Source organism: Psychroflexus curvus, from assembly GCF_020164585.1.
Taxonomy (GTDB): domain Bacteria; phylum Bacteroidota; class Bacteroidia; order Flavobacteriales; family Flavobacteriaceae; genus Psychroflexus; species Psychroflexus curvus.
The window spans coordinates 345,080-363,782 of the sequence record NZ_JAIQZF010000001.1 but is presented as its reverse complement, the minus strand read 5'-3'; the positions used below and the strand labels follow the sequence as shown (position 1 = coordinate 363,782).

General features: G+C 35.4%; 15 protein-coding genes. 7 read left to right on the top strand and 8 right to left on the bottom strand.

Annotation, left to right across the window (positions count from 1 at the left end; all coding sequences use genetic code 11):
* The first annotated feature begins 150 nt into the window (after positions 1 to 150).
* Together LB450_RS01515 and clpB are read left to right on the top strand one after the other, a co-directional pair.
* The gene (locus tag LB450_RS01515; RefSeq protein WP_224486080.1) at positions 151 to 2,379 is read left to right on the top strand and encodes a TonB-dependent receptor family protein; all 2,229 of its coding nucleotides are present in this window, start codon (positions 151 to 153) and stop codon (positions 2,377 to 2,379) included.
* A 219-nt stretch (positions 2,380 to 2,598) separates the two neighbouring features.
* Positions 2,599 to 5,184 (top strand): ATP-dependent chaperone ClpB, encoded by a 2,586-nt coding sequence (gene clpB / locus LB450_RS01510; protein ID WP_224486079.1) that lies wholly within the window; start codon positions 2,599 to 2,601, stop codon positions 5,182 to 5,184.
* 73 nt (positions 5,185 to 5,257) lie between these two features.
* Here the strand turns inward: clpB and LB450_RS01505 are convergent, their stop codons facing one another.
* The 3 genes from LB450_RS01505 to rpmH all read right to left on the bottom strand — a co-directional run bounded on the left by LB450_RS01505 (position 5,258) and on the right by rpmH (position 8,869).
* The gene (locus LB450_RS01505) at positions 5,258 to 5,767 is read right to left on the bottom strand and encodes a gamma carbonic anhydrase family protein (RefSeq protein ID WP_224486078.1); all 510 of its coding nucleotides are present in this window, start codon (positions 5,765 to 5,767) and stop codon (positions 5,258 to 5,260) included.
* On the bottom strand, positions 5,767 to 8,619 hold the full coding sequence (gene carB, locus LB450_RS01500) for a carbamoyl-phosphate synthase large subunit (RefSeq protein ID WP_224486077.1): 2,853 nt from the start codon (positions 8,617 to 8,619) through the stop codon (positions 5,767 to 5,769). The genes LB450_RS01505 and carB overlap by 1 nt, the downstream gene beginning before the upstream one ends.
* Before the next feature lie 88 nt (positions 8,620 to 8,707).
* On the bottom strand, positions 8,708 to 8,869 hold the full coding sequence (gene rpmH, locus LB450_RS01495) for a 50S ribosomal protein L34 (RefSeq protein ID WP_224486076.1): 162 nt from the start codon (positions 8,867 to 8,869) through the stop codon (positions 8,708 to 8,710).
* Between the two features lie 134 nt (positions 8,870 to 9,003).
* Here rpmH and LB450_RS01490 point away from each other — a divergent pair, with 134 nt between their 5' ends.
* Positions 9,004 to 9,519, top strand: a complete 516-nt coding sequence (locus LB450_RS01490) for a DUF2892 domain-containing protein (RefSeq protein ID WP_224486075.1) — start codon at positions 9,004 to 9,006, stop codon at positions 9,517 to 9,519.
* A gap of 5 nt (positions 9,520 to 9,524) precedes the next feature.
* On the opposite strand, the gene LB450_RS01485 is transcribed toward LB450_RS01490, so the two are convergent.
* The 5 genes from LB450_RS01485 to LB450_RS01465 all read right to left on the bottom strand — a co-directional run bounded on the left by LB450_RS01485 (position 9,525) and on the right by LB450_RS01465 (position 13,338).
* The gene (locus LB450_RS01485) at positions 9,525 to 10,262 is read right to left on the bottom strand and encodes a response regulator transcription factor (protein ID WP_224486074.1); all 738 of its coding nucleotides are present in this window, start codon (positions 10,260 to 10,262) and stop codon (positions 9,525 to 9,527) included.
* Positions 10,259 to 10,861 (bottom strand): sensor histidine kinase family protein, encoded by a 603-nt coding sequence (locus LB450_RS01480; protein WP_224486073.1) that lies wholly within the window; start codon positions 10,859 to 10,861, stop codon positions 10,259 to 10,261. The genes LB450_RS01485 and LB450_RS01480 overlap by 4 nt, the downstream gene beginning before the upstream one ends.
* A gap of 494 nt (positions 10,862 to 11,355) precedes the next feature.
* On the bottom strand, positions 11,356 to 11,724 hold the full coding sequence (locus LB450_RS01475) for a sulfite exporter TauE/SafE family protein (RefSeq protein WP_224486072.1): 369 nt from the start codon (positions 11,722 to 11,724) through the stop codon (positions 11,356 to 11,358).
* 9 nt (positions 11,725 to 11,733) lie between these two features.
* Positions 11,734 to 12,669: a lytic transglycosylase domain-containing protein gene (locus tag LB450_RS01470; protein ID WP_224486071.1), complete on the bottom strand. Its 936-nt coding sequence runs from the start codon at positions 12,667 to 12,669 to the stop codon at positions 11,734 to 11,736.
* Between the two features lie 18 nt (positions 12,670 to 12,687).
* Complete coding sequence (locus LB450_RS01465) at positions 12,688 to 13,338, bottom strand: alpha/beta hydrolase (RefSeq protein WP_224486224.1); 651 nt, start codon at positions 13,336 to 13,338, stop codon at positions 12,688 to 12,690.
* A 157-nt stretch (positions 13,339 to 13,495) separates the two neighbouring features.
* On the opposite strand from LB450_RS01465, the gene LB450_RS01460 reads away from it, so the two are divergent.
* The 4 genes from LB450_RS01460 to LB450_RS01445 all read left to right on the top strand — a co-directional run bounded on the left by LB450_RS01460 (position 13,496) and on the right by LB450_RS01445 (position 18,673).
* Positions 13,496 to 13,795, top strand: coding sequence for a GNAT family N-acetyltransferase (locus tag LB450_RS01460; RefSeq protein ID WP_224486070.1), 300 nt, complete (start codon positions 13,496 to 13,498; stop codon positions 13,793 to 13,795).
* A gap of 117 nt (positions 13,796 to 13,912) precedes the next feature.
* Positions 13,913 to 16,753: an excinuclease ABC subunit UvrA gene (gene uvrA, locus LB450_RS01455; protein WP_224486069.1), complete on the top strand. Its 2,841-nt coding sequence runs from the start codon at positions 13,913 to 13,915 to the stop codon at positions 16,751 to 16,753.
* A gap of 6 nt (positions 16,754 to 16,759) precedes the next feature.
* Complete coding sequence (locus LB450_RS01450) at positions 16,760 to 17,446, top strand: LOG family protein (protein WP_224486068.1); 687 nt, start codon at positions 16,760 to 16,762, stop codon at positions 17,444 to 17,446.
* Between the two features lie 3 nt (positions 17,447 to 17,449).
* Positions 17,450 to 18,673 (top strand): T9SS type A sorting domain-containing protein, encoded by a 1,224-nt coding sequence (locus LB450_RS01445; RefSeq protein ID WP_224486067.1) that lies wholly within the window; start codon positions 17,450 to 17,452, stop codon positions 18,671 to 18,673.
* Positions 18,674 to 18,703: the final 30 nt, after the last annotated feature.

Below are 18,703 nucleotides of genomic sequence, written 5' to 3'. Positions count from 1 at the left end.
ACTAATATACTATAGAATTTATTTATCAAATTCTCAAAAGCATAAGAAGTTTTATTTAAATTAAGTCTAAATAAACTTGTGGTATTCAAAGTTGGCTATTAATTTTGCACAAAAATAAGTTTAATTATAATTAATCTAAATAAATTTAGAATGAATTTAAAGCGCATTACAGCTAGTTTGTTATTTCTAAGTACAGGATTTTTAACAGCTCAAAATCAAAAGCCGATAGCAAATGATTCCATTCAAGATTTAATGGAAGTTACTATTATAGCTAACAAACTTTTAGGCAGCAAATTTGAAGCTAGAAACCGGACAGGTTCTGCCTATTTCCTATCTAAACAAGAGCTGGAACAACAAAATTATTTTGATATCAATAGGGTTTTAGGCCAGGTTCCAGGGGTAAACATTTATGAAGAAGATGGTTTTGGTTTAAGACCAAACATAAGTTTGAGAGGAACATCTCCAGAGCGTTCTTCTAAAATAAACATCATGGAAGATGGAATTCTAATGGCTCCGGCGCCTTACAGTGCTTCTGCTGCTTATTATTTCCCGAATATCAATAGGATGCAAGCAGTTGAAGTTTTGAAGGGAAGTAGCCAAATTCAATACGGACCAAATACCACAGGTGGTGCTATTAATTTTGTTTCAACAGAAATTCCATCAACCTTTAAAGCAAATGCACGTGCCAGTTACGGTTCTTACAGTACATTCAACGGATATGCCAATGTGGGTGACTCCTTCAAAAACTTTGGTTATATGGTCGAATATAACAGAAGACAGTCTGATGGTTTTAAAAATCTGGATAAGGGTGGTAACACGGGATTCGAAATGAATGATTTAGTTGCTAAGTTCAGAGTCAACACAAATCCTGAAGCTAGTGTTCAACAGTCCTTAGACTTCAAATTTCAATATTCTGATGAAGAGTCGGATGAAACTTATCTCGGCTTAACCAACGAGGATTTCAGAAAAACCCCTTTCAGACGCTATGCAGGTTCGCAAAAGGATCTGATGAGTACAGATCATACCCAATTCATGTTAACGCACACGGCAAATTTTTCGGATTATTTTAGGGTAACAACTACTGCTTATCGAAACGATTTTAAAAGAAATTGGTATAAATTGAACGATGTTTCTGCAAATGGACAATCCACAAGTATTGCAAATCTTCTTGATAATCCAGGTGATTTTCCTCTCTTATTTGGGATAGCAAATGGTTCACAAGATTTTGCAGGATCTGCTTTAAATTTAAAAAACAACAATAGAGCATATTACTCTCAGGGCATCCAAACCAAAGCAGATTATCATTTCTTAACAGGTGATGTATATCATGATATTGAAGTTGGATTAAGATTACACCAAGATGAAGAAGATAGATTTCAATGGAAAGACGGTTATAACATGATAGATGGCAATATGAATTTAGTAAATGCTGGTGTTCCAGGGACAGATTCAAACCGAATAACCGATGCTAATGCTTTTGCAGCTCATGTCTTATATAAATTGAAATATGGAAAACTTACCATTACTCCGGGGATTCGGTATGAAAATATAAAATTGGAAAGAAATGATTATGGCAAAAACGATGTAAATAGGACGGGGTCTGATCTTTCATCAAGGTCTAATGAAACCAATGAATTTATACCAGGTATAGGAGCAAATTATAAACTGAATAGAGAATTCTCTTTGTTTGGAGGTATTCACAAGGGATTCTCCCCTGGAGGAACTCGCCCAGAAGAAAGTTCTGAGCAGAGCGTGAACTACGAATTGGGAACTCGTTTCAACCATAACGGTCTATCTGGAGAAGTCGTAGGTTTCTATAATGACTACAGCAACTTGCTAGGGAGTGATTTTGCAGCATCTGGTGGTGTTGGAACATTAGATCAGTTTAACGCTGGTGAGGTAAATGTAGCTGGAATTGAGGCACAAGCAGGGTATGATTTCTTGAAGAGTAATTCAAATTTTAGCTTACCCCTTACAATAGCCTACACGTTTACCGATGCTACTTTCCAAAATTCATTCGATAGTAATGTTGGAATTTGGGGAACAGTAGAAAATGGAGATGAAGTTCCATACCTCTCAAGACATCAGTTCAATATAGGATTGAGTTTCATTGCCACTAAATTTGAGGCCCATGCCAATGCTAGATATAGAGGAGAATTCAGAACACAGGCGGGTTCAGGAAGTATTCCTGCCAACGAGAAAGTAGGAAGCAATTTTCTAGTTGACCTCTCTGTAAAATATCACCTCAATAAGAATTTAAGTTTAACCTCAAATCTTATTAATGTATTAGATAATGAATATGAAGTAGCTAGAGTTCCCGCTGGATTAAGACCTGGCCATCCTTTTGGTGTCTATGGAGGTTTTGAATTTAGATTTTAAGTCATTTGAATTAGTTTTCGTTTATAGTAAAAAAAGCTTGAATTTTAGGATTCGAGCTTTTTCATTTTCAGTCCTTCTAGTTCATCTTGATTGTATCGTTATCTTTTATTAATTTTCATTAAAACTGTCAAAATGTTAGTTAAAAAGAATATTTAGCTGTCAAAATGTCAATAATATAATTAGGTACATGGTTTGAAATCTATATTTAAAATTGAAAACATGGATTTTAAAAACTTCACAATAAAAACGCAAGAAGCTGTTCAAAAGGCTCAGCAACTTGCTCAGGAATTAGGACATCAACAAATAGAAAATGAGCATATATTTAAAGCTATTTCTGAAGTTGATGAAAATGTTACCCCGTTTCTGCTGAAAAAACTGAATGTGAATACTCAGCTTTTTCTTCAAATACTCGATAAAAATTTAGAAAACTTTCCTAAAGTGTCTGGTGGCGATATCATGCTTTCAAGAGAAGCAGGAAAGACCATCAACGAAGCGAGTATTGTTGCTAAAAAAATGAATGATGATTATGTTTCCATAGAACATCTCATATTAGCTATTTTCAGAAGCAAAAGCAAGATAGCACAGGTTTTAAAGGATCAGGGAGTTACAGAGAAAGCTTTGGAATCAGCTATTCAAGAACTTAGAAAAGGAGATAGGGTGACTTCCCAAAGTGCTGAGGACAACTACAACTCTCTTGAAAAGTATGCTAATAACCTCAACAAAATGGCTGAGGAAGGTAAACTAGACCCTGTCATTGGACGGGATGAAGAAATACGAAGAATACTTCAGATACTTTCCAGAAGAACCAAAAATAACCCTATGCTAGTTGGTGAGCCTGGGACTGGTAAAACAGCTATTGCAGAAGGTCTTGCTCATAGAATAATAAATGGTGATATTCCTGAAAATCTAAAATCTAAGAAGATATATAGCTTAGATATGGGTGCCCTTATTGCTGGCGCCAAATACAAAGGTGAATTTGAAGAACGTCTAAAAGCAGTTATTAAAGAAGTCACCTCCAGCGATGGCGATATTGTTTTATTCATAGACGAAATTCACACACTTGTAGGTGCTGGGGGTGGCCAGGGTGCCATGGACGCCGCCAATATTTTGAAGCCTGCTCTTGCCAGAGGAGAGTTAAGAGCTATTGGAGCCACTACGCTGGATGAATTTCAAAAGTACTTTGAGAAGGACAAAGCTCTTGAGAGACGTTTCCAAAAAGTGACTGTAAATGAACCAGATACCGAGAGTGCTATTTCAATCCTCAGAGGAATTAAAGAAAAATACGAAACTCACCATAAAGTCAGAATTAAAGATGAGGCGATCATTGGTGCCGTAGAACTTTCTCAGCGTTATATTACCAATAGATTTCTCCCCGATAAGGCTATTGACTTGATGGATGAGGCAGCTTCAAAACTTAGAATGGAAATCAATTCTAAACCAGAAGAACTCGATGTTTTAGACAGAAAAGTTATGCAGCTGGAAATTGAAATTGAAGCGATAAAACGTGAAAATGACGAAACCAAATTAAAATCACTCAGAGCAGATTTAGCAGATTTAAAAGAAGAACGTAACACCCTCCATGCACGTTGGAAAAATGAAAAGGATATCGTAGATAATATTCAAAAAATAAAGACTGATATCGAGGATTATAAACTTGAAGCTGAAAGGGCAGAACGCGAAGGTGATTATGGAAAAGTAGCTGAGATTCGATATGGTAAGGTTAAAGAAGCTCAGGAAAAGCTGGAAAAACTTCAAAATGAAGTAGAAAACCAGAAATCTGATAATACGCTGATCAAAGAAGAAGTTACTTATGAAGATATAGCTGAAGTCGTTGCCAAATGGACTGGCATACCTGTAACTAAAATGTTGCAATCCGACCGTGAAAAACTTCTTAAACTTGAGGATGAATTACATAACAGAGTTGTGGGTCAGGATGAAGCTATACAAGCTGTTTCAGATGCAGTAAGAAGAAGCCGGGCAGGATTGCAAGATCAAAACAGACCAATAGGTTCATTCCTGTTTCTTGGTACAACCGGAGTTGGTAAAACAGAATTGGCCAAAGCCCTTGCTGAATATATGTTTGATGATGAGAGTTCAATGACTCGAATAGATATGAGTGAATACCAGGAAAGACATTCGGTAAGTCGTTTAGTTGGTGCACCTCCTGGATATGTGGGTTATGAAGAAGGTGGACAATTGACGGAAGCTGTGAGAAGAAAGCCTTACTCTGTGATTTTATTGGATGAAATCGAAAAAGCCCATCCAGACACCTTCAATATTTTATTGCAGGTTCTAGATGAAGGCCGATTAACTGATAACAAAGGGAGATTAGCCGACTTTAAAAATTCAATTATTGTGATGACGTCCAATATCGGCAGTCATATTATCCAGGAGAAATACGACGCAATAGCAGATGTAGAAACAGCGATGGAAGGCGCTAAAGTTGAAGTGCTGGGTCTTTTAAAACAAAGTGTAAGACCCGAATTCTTAAACAGGATAGATGATATTGTAATGTTCACACCACTTTCTAAGGATAACATCAAAAAGATTGTAGAATTACAAATCAATGATTTAAAGAAAATGCTGATGAAGCAGGGCATCACCATAGATGCTACAGATGATGCTATCGATTACATAGCCAGAATTGGTTTTGATCCGCAATATGGTGCAAGACCCGTAAAAAGAACAATTCAAAAGGAAGTCTTGAATACGCTTTCAAAAGAACTTCTGGCAGAGCATATAAAAACCGACAGTATTATTTTACTCGACCAGTTTGATGGAGAATTGGTTTTTAGGAATCAGTAAGTTTATGTTATAAGTTAAAAATCCCGCTTCAAAATTGATTTGAAGCGGGATTTTTTTGTCTGTCAAATGAATATCAATCTATCCAGGTTTTATAAAGCGTATAATTTTTAGCCGTACGTTTTATCATTTCTAAATTATCTTCAGAAACAGTTTTTAACCTTTTGGCTGGAATTCCCGCGAAAATAGAATGAGCTTCAACTCGAGTACCAGCTGTCACAATTGCTCCAGCGGCTACGATACTTCCGCTCTCAATAACGGCATGATCCATCACAATGGCACCCATTCCTATCAAAACATCGTCGTGTATTGTACAACCATGAACTATGGCTTTATGACCTATGGAAACCCTGTTCCCAATCTTTGTCGATGCCTTCTGATACGTACAGTGAATAATTGCTCCATCCTGGATATTGGTCTCATCCCCTATTTCAATTGAATTCACATCCCCACGTACCACAGCATTATACCAAATACTACAATTCTCCCCTAGCTTGACATCACCAACCAGGGTTGAATTTTCAGCTAGAAAACACGATGAAGGTAATTGAGGAGAAATTCCTTTTATAGATTGAATTAAGGCCATTATTTGCTTAGGTACATTTTACGTCTTCCATACAATTCATAGAAGGTGTCATCTTTCAAACTGTCTATGAACAAAATGCTTTCTCCTGTACTCTTCATCTCAGGGCCTAACTGTTTGTTTACGTTATGGAACTTATCAAAAGAGAAAACCGGCTGTTTTATCGCATACCCTTCTAGCTGAGGATTGAAAGTGAAGTCGGTTAATTTATTTTTACCCAACATGATTTTGGTAGCATAATTCACATAAGGTTCTTTATAAGCCTTTGCGATAAATGGAACTGTTCTGGAAGCCCGTGGATTGGCTTCTATAATGTAGACGTTATCATCTTTTATGGCAAATTGAACGTTTAGCAAACCAACGGTATTGAGTGCCAGAGCGATTTTCTTAGTATGGTCTTTAATTTGTTCCAGAACCAAGTCTCCAAGATTAAAAGGTGGAAGCAATGCATTGGAATCTCCAGAATGTACCCCACAAGGCTCAATATGCTCCATGATCCCAACGATGTAGACCTCTTCGCCATCACAAATGGCATCTGCTTCTGCCTCTATAGCTCCATCGAGATAATGGTCTAAAAGCAATTTATTATTAGGAATTTTTCTCAATAAATCAATCACATGATTTTCGAGCTCTTTTTCATTAATAACAATTTTCATTCCTTGTCCTCCAAGAACATAAGAAGGTCTTACAAGAATTGGGAAATCCAGCTCTCTTGCGAGGTCTAAGGCTTCTTCGGCTGTTTCAGCCACACCAAATTCTGGATAAGGAATATTATTTTCTTGTAATAATTTAGAGAAGCTCCCTCTATCTTCTGCAAGGTCCAGAGATTCATAACTGGTTCCTAAAATCTTAATGCCATATCTGCTTAGCTTTTCAGCAAGCTTCAAAGCTGTCTGACCCCCAAGCTGAACAATTACCCCTTCGGGATTCTCATGCTTGATGATATCGTAAATATGTTCCCAAAAGACAGGTTCAAAATAAAGTTTATCTGCTGTGTCAAAATCAGTGGACACCGTTTCAGGGTTACAGTTGATCATGATGGTTTCATAACCGCATTCTGCAGCAGCCATGACGCCATGAACACAACAGTAGTCAAATTCTATCCCCTGACCAATTCTATTTGGTCCAGAACCTAAGACAATCACTTTTTTCTTGTCAGTGACAATGCTTTCATTTGTATTTATTCTGTCTCCATCCTTGTTGACAACATCCGCTTCAAAAGTTGAATAATAATAGGGTGTATGTGCTTCAAATTCTGCAGCGCAGGTATCTACTAGTTTGTAGATTCTATTCACGTTTAATTCCTCACGCTTAACGTAAACTTCGCTTTCCAGGCATTTCAACATGTGAGCGATTTGGCGATCAGCAAAACCTTTTTGTTTAGCCTCAAGCATCAAATCTTTGCTGATATTATCAATAGAGTATTTTGAAATTTCCTTTTCCAAATTGAAAAGCTCTTCGTATTGTTTGAGGAACCACATATCAATTTTGGTGATTTCGTGAATTCTACTCAGTGGTATTCCCATTTGAATAGCATCGTAAATCACAAAAACCCTATCCCAACTAGCAAATTCCAGTTTACTTAGAATTTGATTGTAATCGGTATAACTTTTACCATCTGCACCTAGTCCATTTCTTTTGATTTCCAGGGATTGAGTTGCTTTGTGTAAAGCTTCTTGAAAAGAACGACCTATTCCCATCACTTCGCCTACAGACTTCATTTGAAGTCCCAAGGTTCTGTCTGAACCTTCAAACTTATCGAAGTTCCATCTTGGGATTTTTACAATCACATAATCAAGAGTAGGTTCAAAAAACGCCGATGTAGTTTGCGTGATTTGGTTTTGAAGTTCGTCTAAATGGTAACCTATGGCCAATTTAGAAGCGACTTTGGCAATGGGATAACCCGTTGCTTTTGAAGCCAAAGCTGAGGACCTTGAAACTCTTGGATTGATTTCAATGGCAATAATATCTTCCTTTTCATCTGGACTTACGGCAAACTGAACATTGCATCCACCTGCAAAATCTCCAATACTTCTCATCATTTTGATAGCCATGTCTCTCATCTTTTGATAAGTCCTGTCGCTTAAAGTCATGGCTGGAGCAACAGTTATGGAATCTCCAGTATGAATACCCATGGGATCCATATTTTCTATACTACAGATGATAGTCACATTATCATTGCGATCTCTTAACAATTCTAACTCAAATTCTTTCCACCCAAGTAGAGCTTTATCTATTATCACTTCGTGAATAGGAGAAGCTTCAAGACCCCTGGTGAGCAATTCTTCAAATCGATCTTCTGAATAAACAATAGACGCTCCACTTCCTCCTAAAGTAAAAGAAGCTCTAATGACTAAAGGAAACCCAAAGGTTTGTGCCACTTCTTTTCCCTGTAAAAAAGAGGTTACCGTTTTGGATGGAGCTACTCCTACTCCAATATCTTGCATCAATTTTCTAAATTTCTCTCTGTCTTCTGTAATATTGATGGCATCGATATCTACACCGGTAATTTTTACATCAAAATCTTCCCATATTCCCTTATCATCTGCTTCAATACAGAGATTTAAGGCAGTCTGTCCTCCCATAGTAGGTAAAACTGCATCAATTTCTGGGTGATCCTTTAAAATCTCAATTATCGACTTAGTTGTCAGTGGCTTTAGATAAACATGGTCTGCCATAGAAGGATCGGTCATAATCGTTGCAGGATTACTGTTTATCAAAATAGTTTTAATTCCCTCTTCTCGCAGTGATCTTAAGGATTGAGATCCTGCATAATCAAACTCACAAGCTTGTCCTATTACAATTGGACCAGAGCCGATGATAAGCATTGTTTTGATGGCGTTGTTTTTTGGCATAGTAGAAGTGTTTTAAAATGGAACTATTGGGTATAAAAAAAGGCGTTGCGAAATGCAACACCTTCATATTTTGAAATTAATTAAACATTTATCTTTTTCTTAAACTCATTTCAGAAGAAACACTTAATTTTTTTCTTCCTTTAGCTCTTCTTTGTTTAAGAACTTTACGACCATTTACAGAGGACATTCTCTCTCTAAATCCGTGTTTATTCTTTCTCTTTTTATTAGAAGGTTGAAAAGTTCTTTTCATTTTTTTATGACTTTAAATAAATTATCTATTTCTTAAAACTGCGTGCAAATATACGATTCATTTTTAGTTTTACAAGTCTTGTAGCAAAGTTTTTTCCATTTGTTTTTGCTAGATTTGCACTTAAAATAACTAGCATGTTCAACAAAAACTTCAAACTTATTATAGCAGGGCTAATCATAGCTTTTGGAATTTATCAAATTGTAGAAAATAACATCGGCAACGGTATCGCTCTAATTCTGCTCTCTGGAATTTTCATTTTCCTTTATTTTAAAAATGAGATGATTCTGCTTGCTTTTCTTAGATTGAGAAAACAAGATTTTGAAGGCGCAAGAAAATGGCTTGATAAAATTAAAAATCCTGAAACTGCCCTTACTCAGAAACAACAAGGTTACTTCAATTATATACATGGGTTATTGTTGTCTCAAACCAATATGACAAAAGCTGAAAAATACTTCAAAAGAGCTATTAAATTAGGATTGTCTATGAAACAAGACCTGGCAATGGCAAAATTGAATTTGGCTGGAATTGCAATGACCAAAAGAAGAAAGCGTGAAGCTCAGTTGCTCCTCAAGGAAGCTAAATCATTGGACAAGCACGGAATGCTTAATGAACAAATCCAGATGATGAAACAGCAAATGAAGCGTTTCTAAACTACCTATCTACAATGTTTTTTTCTATAGTGAGAGGGAGATACTCCTGCGTGCTTTACAAATGCATTAGTAAAACTAGAATTGGATCTGTAACCAAGGTCAAAAGCAATCTCTTTAACAGGCTGGTAGGTATTCTTCAATTTTGAAGAAGCCAGTTTCATCTTTTCATCAAAAACATATTGATATGGTGTAATCCCAACTTCCTTGGCGAATTCTCTTATGAAATGAAACTTACTCCAACCAGAAACTCTTATAAGCTCGTCCGTTTTTATTTCTTGGTTGATATTGGTATCTATATATTCTAATGCTCTTTTTATAGGTTTTGAATATTTGCTTTCCTCTAAATCTTCAGGAATAGTATTATCATCCGATTCTGCTTTTTTATTATATAAGGCAAGTTCAATATTGTTAATGATATCGATCTCCCTAAAAGGCTTTGAAAAATAACCCACCGGCTTTGTGGTTTGAATCCTTTTTAAAGTTTCATTATCCGTATACCCAGTGATATAAATAAACGGAAGATGTGATTTTGAATTTAAATAAGAGCCGATTTGTATACCTTCATACTTTTTGCTTAGGTCTATATCGAGAAGTATAAGCTCTGGTTTAAATGTATCCAGATTTTTGATACAGCACGCATAGCTATCACAAATATTTACGTCATAACCATTTTTCTCTAAAATCGTTTTGATTTCAAATGAAATGATTTGGTCGTCTTCTACTACTAGGATTTTTGTTTTCATAAGATTGGGAATGAAAGTTTTACGTATTTTTTCTCATAATCGAATTTACCTTTCAATTGCATAACCAAGAGATCTAGAATTTTGTACTGACTTTCAAATAACTCATGAAAGTTTTCATGAGTTTTGATACTAGAAAAGGAGAAATTAAAAAATGCTTTAGAGTTCTGATGATATATTTCGAAATACAGATCATCATCAAGGCTTTTTCTAAAATCATTAATTTCAATAATAATATAGCTCAAAATTAATAAGTCATCGACTTCTACATTAATTTCTGATATATCATTAAGTTCAAAATCAATTTTTGATGATGAATTTTTTAAATACTGAAAAAAATGAAGCATAAATGATTGCAATGACACTCGAGAGTCTTTTGGCAGATACTCTTCTTTGTTACTAATGTAATAAAGATCATAAACATGAGTAAGCGCAAAAATCCTATCTACAATAATGGTTTTGTCATCGAAATAAGACCTATTGGTTGAGGTCTGTATATTCATCAAACTAAGTTGTGTTTGTAAATTGTTTTTAAATCTGTGAAGAGTTTTATAGAGAATTTCCTTCAGTCTTTCATTATCTTCTTTTACCCCATTGGTCATAAAATTTATTTCTTAAATAGTTGGTTACTACAAATATAACAAACTCTTATCAATTTTTTTACAATTATTGCTAATTCATCATAAATATTGATTAAGCGAATCTTAATTGATTTTAAAATTTAACAAGGTTTATTGAGCAATGGAAAGGCTTAAGCTCCTTATCTAAGCATTATTTTAGATTTTTTTCCAAAATAAAATAGCTTTCAACACTATTTTTTTTTTAAAATGATAGTAAAATACTAGCCAGAATTAAAACTAATTTTCTGCTAAAATTGAGAAGATTTACATCAAACAGACACCAATAAAACAAAAACTCTAGAAGTATTTAAAAACAACTTAGAAATCCTTATATCCTTAACAAAAATCAGTAATGGAATTATAATTCACATTAGATAACCACTTAATTTCAAGCTTGTCTGATAACGGGTTTGGCTAAAAAATAATGAGAACACTAACTGAAGAAAGTCTTTAATCCAACATCATAAACACCTCAGTTATTTACTAAATATCATTCTGAAACCCAACAGGACTAAAACCACTCCGAATATTCGTCGTAATAATTTCTCATCTAGACTAATCGCTAATTTGGAACCTAAATAACCGCCTATAACAAACATTGAAGCCATAACCAAGGCATATTTCCAGTTAAGACTTCCATCTTGGTAATAATTATAAGCAGCTGCTAATGTGACCGGGACAGCTAAAACAGCTAAACTTGTTCCTTGTGCTTGGTGCTGTGAAAATCCTAAAAGTAAAACCATTAAAGGAACCATAACAACTCCTCCTCCTACTCCTAAGACACCACTTAGAAATCCCGCAAGTAATCCAATAACGACTAATGCTATAAGTGTAAGTAAAACCATGGCAGATAATTATTTTAAAACTTTAATAGTGTAATTTTTTTTGGAATAGTTATTCAGATGCTTGTCTCTAAGCCACGGATTATGAATTTTCAGTGTCTTGTAATTCATATCAAATTTTTCTGCAAATCTTACAAAGTCGTTTACAGCCGTGTCCACTTCTACAGTTTTAAGAGGTTGAATTTCATAAAGGTGTTTTTCTTCGTAATGAAACCCAAATTCCTTTGCATTAGATAAAATATGTTTTAAAGCAATAATTCTAAACACATATCTGGAGGTTTCAGGATTAAGCAGTAAATCGTAATAATTTTCAACTTCCTGACGTTTCAGTTCTTTAGAAATTCCATAATTCCCGGCATTGTAAGCTGCTGCAGCCAGCGTCCAGCTTCCAAATCGTTCTTTAGATTTTAAAAGGTATTCACAAGCTACTCTTGTAGATTTTTCAATGTGATAACGTTCATCTACATTATCATTTACTTCAAGCCCATACTCTTTAGCTGTGGCCTTCATGATTTGCCAAAACCCTGTGGCACCAGCATAAGAAACCACGTGCTCCAAACCACTTTCAGCTATTGCTAAATATTTAAAATCATCCGGAACTCCATACTCTTTTAAAATCGGCTCTATAATTGGAAAGTATTTGTGAGATCTTTTGATGAGAAGTAAAGCGTTTGACTGCCAATAGGTGTTTACCAATAGTTCCTTATCCAGGCGTTCTTTTATATCTGGGATTTCAAGAGGTGTTGGCTCACCAGCAAAATCGATTTTTTCTGGAAGATCTATAGCGAAAACATTGTAATCCTTTTTAAAACTTTTTTCTATAGTTTTAGTTGAATCTGTAACTACTTCCGTAGCTATAAAGCTGGAGATTGCATAATAAGTCCCTAAGGTAAGAGTTACGATTCCTAGAGTAAATATTATCTTTTTAAAAAAAGTATCAAGTTTCATAATATGTATTCTTAAATTTTAGGAGTTAATTTTCCCATTCAATATTAACTCTGGCAAGTGTTTATTGAACCACTTGTATTTCATAAGGATCATAATATGCGTTCCCTTTGGAATAGCAATACTATTTTCAATGTTTTTAATAGGAAATACTAAATCTTCATCTCCATGAATATGTATTATATCCTTAATAGGTTGAGTTTGATTCCAGCATAACATTTCCTTTATTGCCCAATCCAAATATTCTCTATCATTGATAGAGAGATAGTGCTGGTAAAGTTTTAAGCGCTTACTAACCAAATCACCTAAAGGTAATTTTTCTATATGAGTCATATAGTTCAGCAAACCTGTAGGTAAAACTTTATATACACCGGTATCTCTTGCTATTTTCATTCTTTTCGGGAGCTCATGTTTCGTTTTCACACTGGAAATAATAATGAGTCTTTTTACGCTTACTAATTTACTCATTTCCTGAACCAAAACTCCACCGAAAGAAACACCTATAAGCACAACAGGTTCATTTTTAACGACTTCTTCTACCATTCGTCTGGCATAAGATGAAAGCGTCTCTTCCTTCGCAGGGATTTTCCAGGACAGCCAAATTATTTTAAATTCGGCTTTTGGCAATTCTATCCTTTCAAATATTGTCGGATTTGCCGCCATACCCGGCATCATATAAACCTTAACCACTACTGCTATAATTTTTATTTAATTCATTTACAAAAATAGGTTATAAATATATTGTTTACCTTTGTAGATTAATAAATTAATTCACAAATCATTACATTTTGTAAATTGATACAAGGTTTAAGATTTACAAATCTTTGATATGGAAAATAACTTTGACGTAACTAAAAACGAGTTTCAAAGGCAATACGAAACTAAAATTGACGGAGAGCTTTTAGCAGTTGAATTTTCTGAACACGACAGAAAAATTTTTCTTACTAAGCTAACGGTTCCTGAAAAATTTATGGATTCTGAGGTTCAAAATCAGTTTATTTCAAAAATTCTGGACAGTTTTAAAGATACTCGCTTCAAAGTGATGCCTACTTCTCCCGAAATAGCCAAATTTTTTAGAAAAAACAGATTGAAATACAAAGACTTGCTTCCTGCAGGAATAAGTATTTAAAGCTTACAGTCAAATTCAAATTTCCAATTTCATTTTAGCTTTCAACAATTGATAAGCAAATGGTATTATGCCTCATAATATCATTTAGATTACTTAAATTCGCGCGTTGAAATAACTATGAGAAAAAAAGAAGAATTTATTGAAGTCCTTGGGGCTAGAGTTCATAATTTAAAAGACATTGACGTCACTATTCCTAGAAATAAACTTGTGGTCATCACAGGCTTATCTGGCTCAGGAAAATCATCCCTGGCCTTTGATACTATTTATGCTGAGGGACAACGCCGCTACATCGAAACGTTTTCAGCGTACGCCCGGCAATTCCTGGGAGGTTTGGAGCGACCAGATGTCGATAAAATTGATGGCCTCTCTCCTGTTATTGCTATTGAGCAAAAGACCACTTCCAAGAGCCCCCGAAGCACAGTAGGTACAATTACTGAAATTTACGATTTCCTTAGGCTTCTTTTTGCCAGAGTTGGAACTGCCTACAGTTATAAAACCGGTGAAAAAATGGTGAGTTTCACCGATGAACAAATTCAGAATAAAATCATTGAAGATTTTGAAGGAAAAAAAGTCAATATTTTGGCTCCCGTCATTCGTTCTAGAAAAGGACATTACAGAGAACTTTTTGAACAAGTTGCCAAACAAGGCTTTGTAAAAGTTAGAATTGATGGTGAGATAAAGGATATTGAAAAAGGCATGAAAGTGGATCGCTATAAAATCCACGATATTGAAGTAGTTGTAGATCGGCTTAAAATTGACGATGATACCAACACCAACAAACGATTAAGCGAAAGTATTGCTACTGCCATGAAGCAGGGCAATAATGTGATGATGGTTTTGGAACACAGCAAAGAAGAAGCTAAGTTTTTTAGTCGAAATCTGATGTGTCCTACAACGGGCATCTCCTACCCTAATCCCGAGCCAAACAACTTTTCTTTCAACTCACCTAAAGGGGCTTGTCCAAAATGCAATGGACTTGGCGAGGTTTATGAAATTAATCTCGATAGAATTATTCCAGACCCAACTTTATCCATCAAGTCAGGCGGGATAGAACCTCACGGGAAGGAAAAGAAAAACAATTGGGTTTTTAAACAATTGCGGTCTATCGCTGAGCATTTTGATTTTGAATTAACAGATCCGATTGAAACCATTCCCAAAGAAGCATTAGAGGTTATTCTTCATGGTGGCAAAGCTAATTTTAAAAAATACAGCGAAGCTTCTAAAGTGAACAAAACGCTTAGTTATAACTTTGAAGGTGTAGCTAAATTCATTGAAGATACGTTTCATCAGAAAGAATCCTCTGCAGCACTTAAACGCTGGGCAAAGCGATACATGGATAAAAAACCATGCGAAACTTGCGAAGGAAGTCGATTGAAAAAGGAATCCCTGTATTACAAAATCGATGAGAAAAATATGGCCGACATCGTCCAAATGGATGTTGATGAATTAGTTGTTTTTTTTAAAGATTTACTCAAAAGACTTGGCAAAAGCGAACAAAAGATTGCTGAAGAAATTATCAAAGAGATTAAAACCAGACTTTCATTTCTTGAAGATGTAGGTCTCAATTATTTAAACTTAAATCGCGGTTCCAAAACCTTGTCTGGTGGTGAAGCACAACGTATAAGACTAGCTACGCAAATCGGTTCTCAGCTTGTTGGTGTTTTATATATACTTGATGAACCAAGCATTGGTTTGCATCAGCGCGACAATGAAAAACTCATCAATTCATTAATAGCCTTAAGAGATGTAGGAAATTCTATTATTGTTGTGGAACATGATAAAGACATGATCGAAAGAGCAGACCATGTGATTGATATTGGCCCTCATGCTGGAAAAAACGGAGGCGAAATAATAAGTGAAGGAGATCCTAAAACCATTTTGGGCCATAACACACTCACTGCGGATTACCTCTCTGGCAAAAGAAAAATTGAAATTCCTGAAAAAAGAAGAAAAGGAAATGGGAAGCACTTGCATTTGATGAATGCCACTGGAAACAATCTTAAAGACGTTTCGATCAAAATTCCACTTGGTAAACTCATTGTAGTCACTGGAGTTTCAGGAAGCGGCAAGTCAACGCTCATTAACGATACACTTTATCCGGTGCTGAATAATCATTTTTTTAATGGAAAAATGGAAGCGCTTCCTCATAAAACCGTTAGAGGACTCAAGCATTTGGATAAGGTGATAGACATCAATCAGTCGCCTATTGGAAGAACGCCACGTTCCAACCCTGCCACTTATACGGGTGTTTTTGGTGAAATACGAAGTTTGTTTGCAAAGACTCCAGAAGCACTTATCAGAGGTTATAAACCTGGAAGATTCAGCTTTAATGTGAAAGGTGGTCGCTGTGAGACTTGTGGAGGTGCTGGTGTGAAAGTGATAGAAATGAATTTTCTCCCGGATGTGTATGTAGAATGCGAAACCTGTATGGGTAAACGTTTCAATCGCGAAACTTTAGAAATACGCTACAAAGGCAAATCTATTAGCGATGTATTGCAAATGACTATCAACGAGGCTACAGACTTTTTTGAACCTATTCCAAAAATTCACAGAAAATTAAAAACCATCAAAGATGTGGGGCTAGGTTATATTACATTAGGTCAGCAAAGTACAACCTTGTCTGGTGGTGAAGCTCAAAGGATTAAACTTGCTTCAGAATTATCAAAAATAAGTACTGGAAATACGTTTTACATTTTAGATGAACCTACAACCGGTCTTCATTTTGAAGATATTCGCGTTTTGATGGAAGTTCTTCAAAAATTAGTTGATGTAGGAAATTCTGTTTTAATCATTGAACATAATATGGATGTGATTAAACTTGCAGATTATATTTTTGACATCGGTTATGAAGGCGGAAAAAAAGGAGGTGAACTGGTGGCTAAAGGAACTCCAGAGCAGGTATCAAAAAATAAAACAAGCTATACAGCTCAATTTTTAAGAAAAGAATTAAATCAATAAAACATTATGGTTGAAAAACATCCTAAAAACTGGAATGAAATAAAGACAAATGACAGCTGGGCATTGTTCAAAATCATGAGCGAGTTTGTTTACGGTTATGAACGGCTAAGCGAGATTGGACCCTGTGTCTCTATTTTTGGATCTGCAAGAACTAAACCTGGCGAAAAATACTACGAACTTGCTGTGAAAGTAGCTAATAAAATAGTTGACAAAGGTTATGGTGTCATTACTGGTGGCGGACCTGGAATTATGGAAGCTGGAAATAAAGGTGCTAATCTGGGCGGCGGAACTTCTGTTGGTCTTAATATAGATTTACCTTTTGAGCAACATGATAATCCTTACATCGATTCCAATAAAAACCTTGACTTCGATTACTTCTTTGTTCGTAAGGTCATGTTTGTAAAATATTCTCAAGGCTTCGTGGTTATGCCAGGCGGTTTTGGAACTTTAGATGAGCTTTTTGAAGCAATTACACTTATACAAACTGGAAAAATAGCTAAGTTTCCAATCATTTTAGTAGGCACAGAGTTTTGGAGTGGACTACTGGACTGGATTAAATCGACATTAGCAGAAAAGCTTAGAACCGTAAATATTGAAGATCTGGACCTCATAGATGTGGTTGATACTGAGGATGAGGTCGTTGAAATCTTAGAGAAATTTTATACTCAATACGATTTAAGCCCAAACTTTTAAGCAATGAATAAAATAATACTTCTTTTTCTGATTTTTTTATGTTCAACATTTAGTTTTGGACAAATTCAAATTAAAACCATGTTTTACAATGTCCTGAATTTTTCCAGTGCCCCACCCAGGGAGCGTGTAGACATTTTAAATTCAATTTTAAACACTTACGAACCGGACTTATTTATGGTAAGTGAAGTCGAATCCAAAGCAGATGCTGATAATATTCTAGATTATTCGTTTAACTATACTACTGAAAATATAGTCCAGGCACCCTTTTTAGAGAATCCTGGAGGATATATTAATCAAACCCTCTATTACGACGCCGACATATTTAAGTTGAATTCTACATCTCAGATATCAACCAATTATAGAAATATAAACCATTATAGCTTCGAACTCAACACCAGTTCTAAGATAGAATTTGAAGTTTTTGTGGCTCATTTTAAGGCTTCCGGTGGTGAAATAAATGAAAACGAACGCTTATATGAAGCCCAGCAGTTTATCAAATATATCGAAAGCTTTCCTGCTGATACAAATATTCTTCTTGCCGGGGATTTCAATATGTATTCCTCATCAGAGCCTGCTTATCAGACCTTATTGAATGGGACCGATAATTTAAAGATGCAAGATCCTATTAGTACTCCAGGAGAATGGCATAATGATGCAAATCTTGCTGGTATCCACACCCAAAGTACCCGCTTAAGCAATTACGATTTTGATGATTATGGCGCTGGTGGAGGTTTGGATGACAGATTCGATATTATGTTGATTTCGGAGGCATTAAATTCAGACACAAACAGTATTAGCTATGTCCAGGATTCCTACAAGGCATGGGGAAACAATGGCAACTGCTTTAATGATAACATCGATGACATGAATTGTGACGGAGAATACTCTCAGCAATTAAGAGACTGGCTTTACTTGATGAGTGATCATCTGCCAGTGGTGATGAGTTTAAATATTACAGAAGAATTTTTATCCACCACTGATTTCAATACCGAAAAATCTGTTCTACTCACTAGCGGAAATCTTGTTTCGCAACGCCTGGAGTTGAAATTTTCTCCAAGTCTTCTTTCTGAAAAGGTTTTCATTTACAATACTCTAGGACAAGAAGTTTCCACTTTTGACGTTTCAAGCTTAGAATTTACAATTGATGTTTCTACTTTACCCGAAGGGTTGTATTTTTTAAAAGTGAATCAAACTTCTAATACTCAGAAATTTTATATAAGCCGTTGAGACATAACTCATTTTATCTAGCCTTTTGTT

Bases quoted from the DNA above. Each gene is read 5' to 3' on its own strand.
- LB450_RS01515 (WP_224486080.1), top strand. From the start codon at position 151: ATGAATTTAAAGCGCATTACAGCTAGTTTGTTATTTCTAAGTACAGGA.
- clpB (WP_224486079.1), top strand. From the start codon at position 2,599: ATGGATTTTAAAAACTTCACAATAAAAACGCAAGAAGCTGTTCAAAAG.
- LB450_RS01505 (WP_224486078.1), bottom strand. From the start codon at position 5,767: ATGGCCTTAATTCAATCTATAAAAGGAATTTCTCCTCAATTACCTTCA.
- carB (WP_224486077.1), bottom strand. From the start codon at position 8,619: ATGCCAAAAAACAACGCCATCAAAACAATGCTTATCATCGGCTCTGGT.
- rpmH (WP_224486076.1), bottom strand. From the start codon at position 8,869: ATGAAAAGAACTTTTCAACCTTCTAATAAAAAGAGAAAGAATAAACAC.
- LB450_RS01490 (WP_224486075.1), top strand. From the start codon at position 9,004: ATGTTCAACAAAAACTTCAAACTTATTATAGCAGGGCTAATCATAGCT.
- LB450_RS01485 (WP_224486074.1), bottom strand. From the start codon at position 10,262: ATGAAAACAAAAATCCTAGTAGTAGAAGACGACCAAATCATTTCATTT.
- LB450_RS01480 (WP_224486073.1), bottom strand. From the start codon at position 10,861: ATGACCAATGGGGTAAAAGAAGATAATGAAAGACTGAAGGAAATTCTC.
- LB450_RS01475 (WP_224486072.1), bottom strand. From the start codon at position 11,724: ATGGTTTTACTTACACTTATAGCATTAGTCGTTATTGGATTACTTGCG.
- LB450_RS01470 (WP_224486071.1), bottom strand. From the start codon at position 12,669: ATGAAACTTGATACTTTTTTTAAAAAGATAATATTTACTCTAGGAATC.
- LB450_RS01465 (WP_224486224.1), bottom strand. From the start codon at position 13,338: ATGCCGGGTATGGCGGCAAATCCGACAATATTTGAAAGGATAGAATTG.
- LB450_RS01460 (WP_224486070.1), top strand. From the start codon at position 13,496: ATGGAAAATAACTTTGACGTAACTAAAAACGAGTTTCAAAGGCAATAC.
- uvrA (WP_224486069.1), top strand. From the start codon at position 13,913: ATGAGAAAAAAAGAAGAATTTATTGAAGTCCTTGGGGCTAGAGTTCAT.
- LB450_RS01450 (WP_224486068.1), top strand. From the start codon at position 16,760: ATGGTTGAAAAACATCCTAAAAACTGGAATGAAATAAAGACAAATGAC.
- LB450_RS01445 (WP_224486067.1), top strand. From the start codon at position 17,450: ATGAATAAAATAATACTTCTTTTTCTGATTTTTTTATGTTCAACATTT.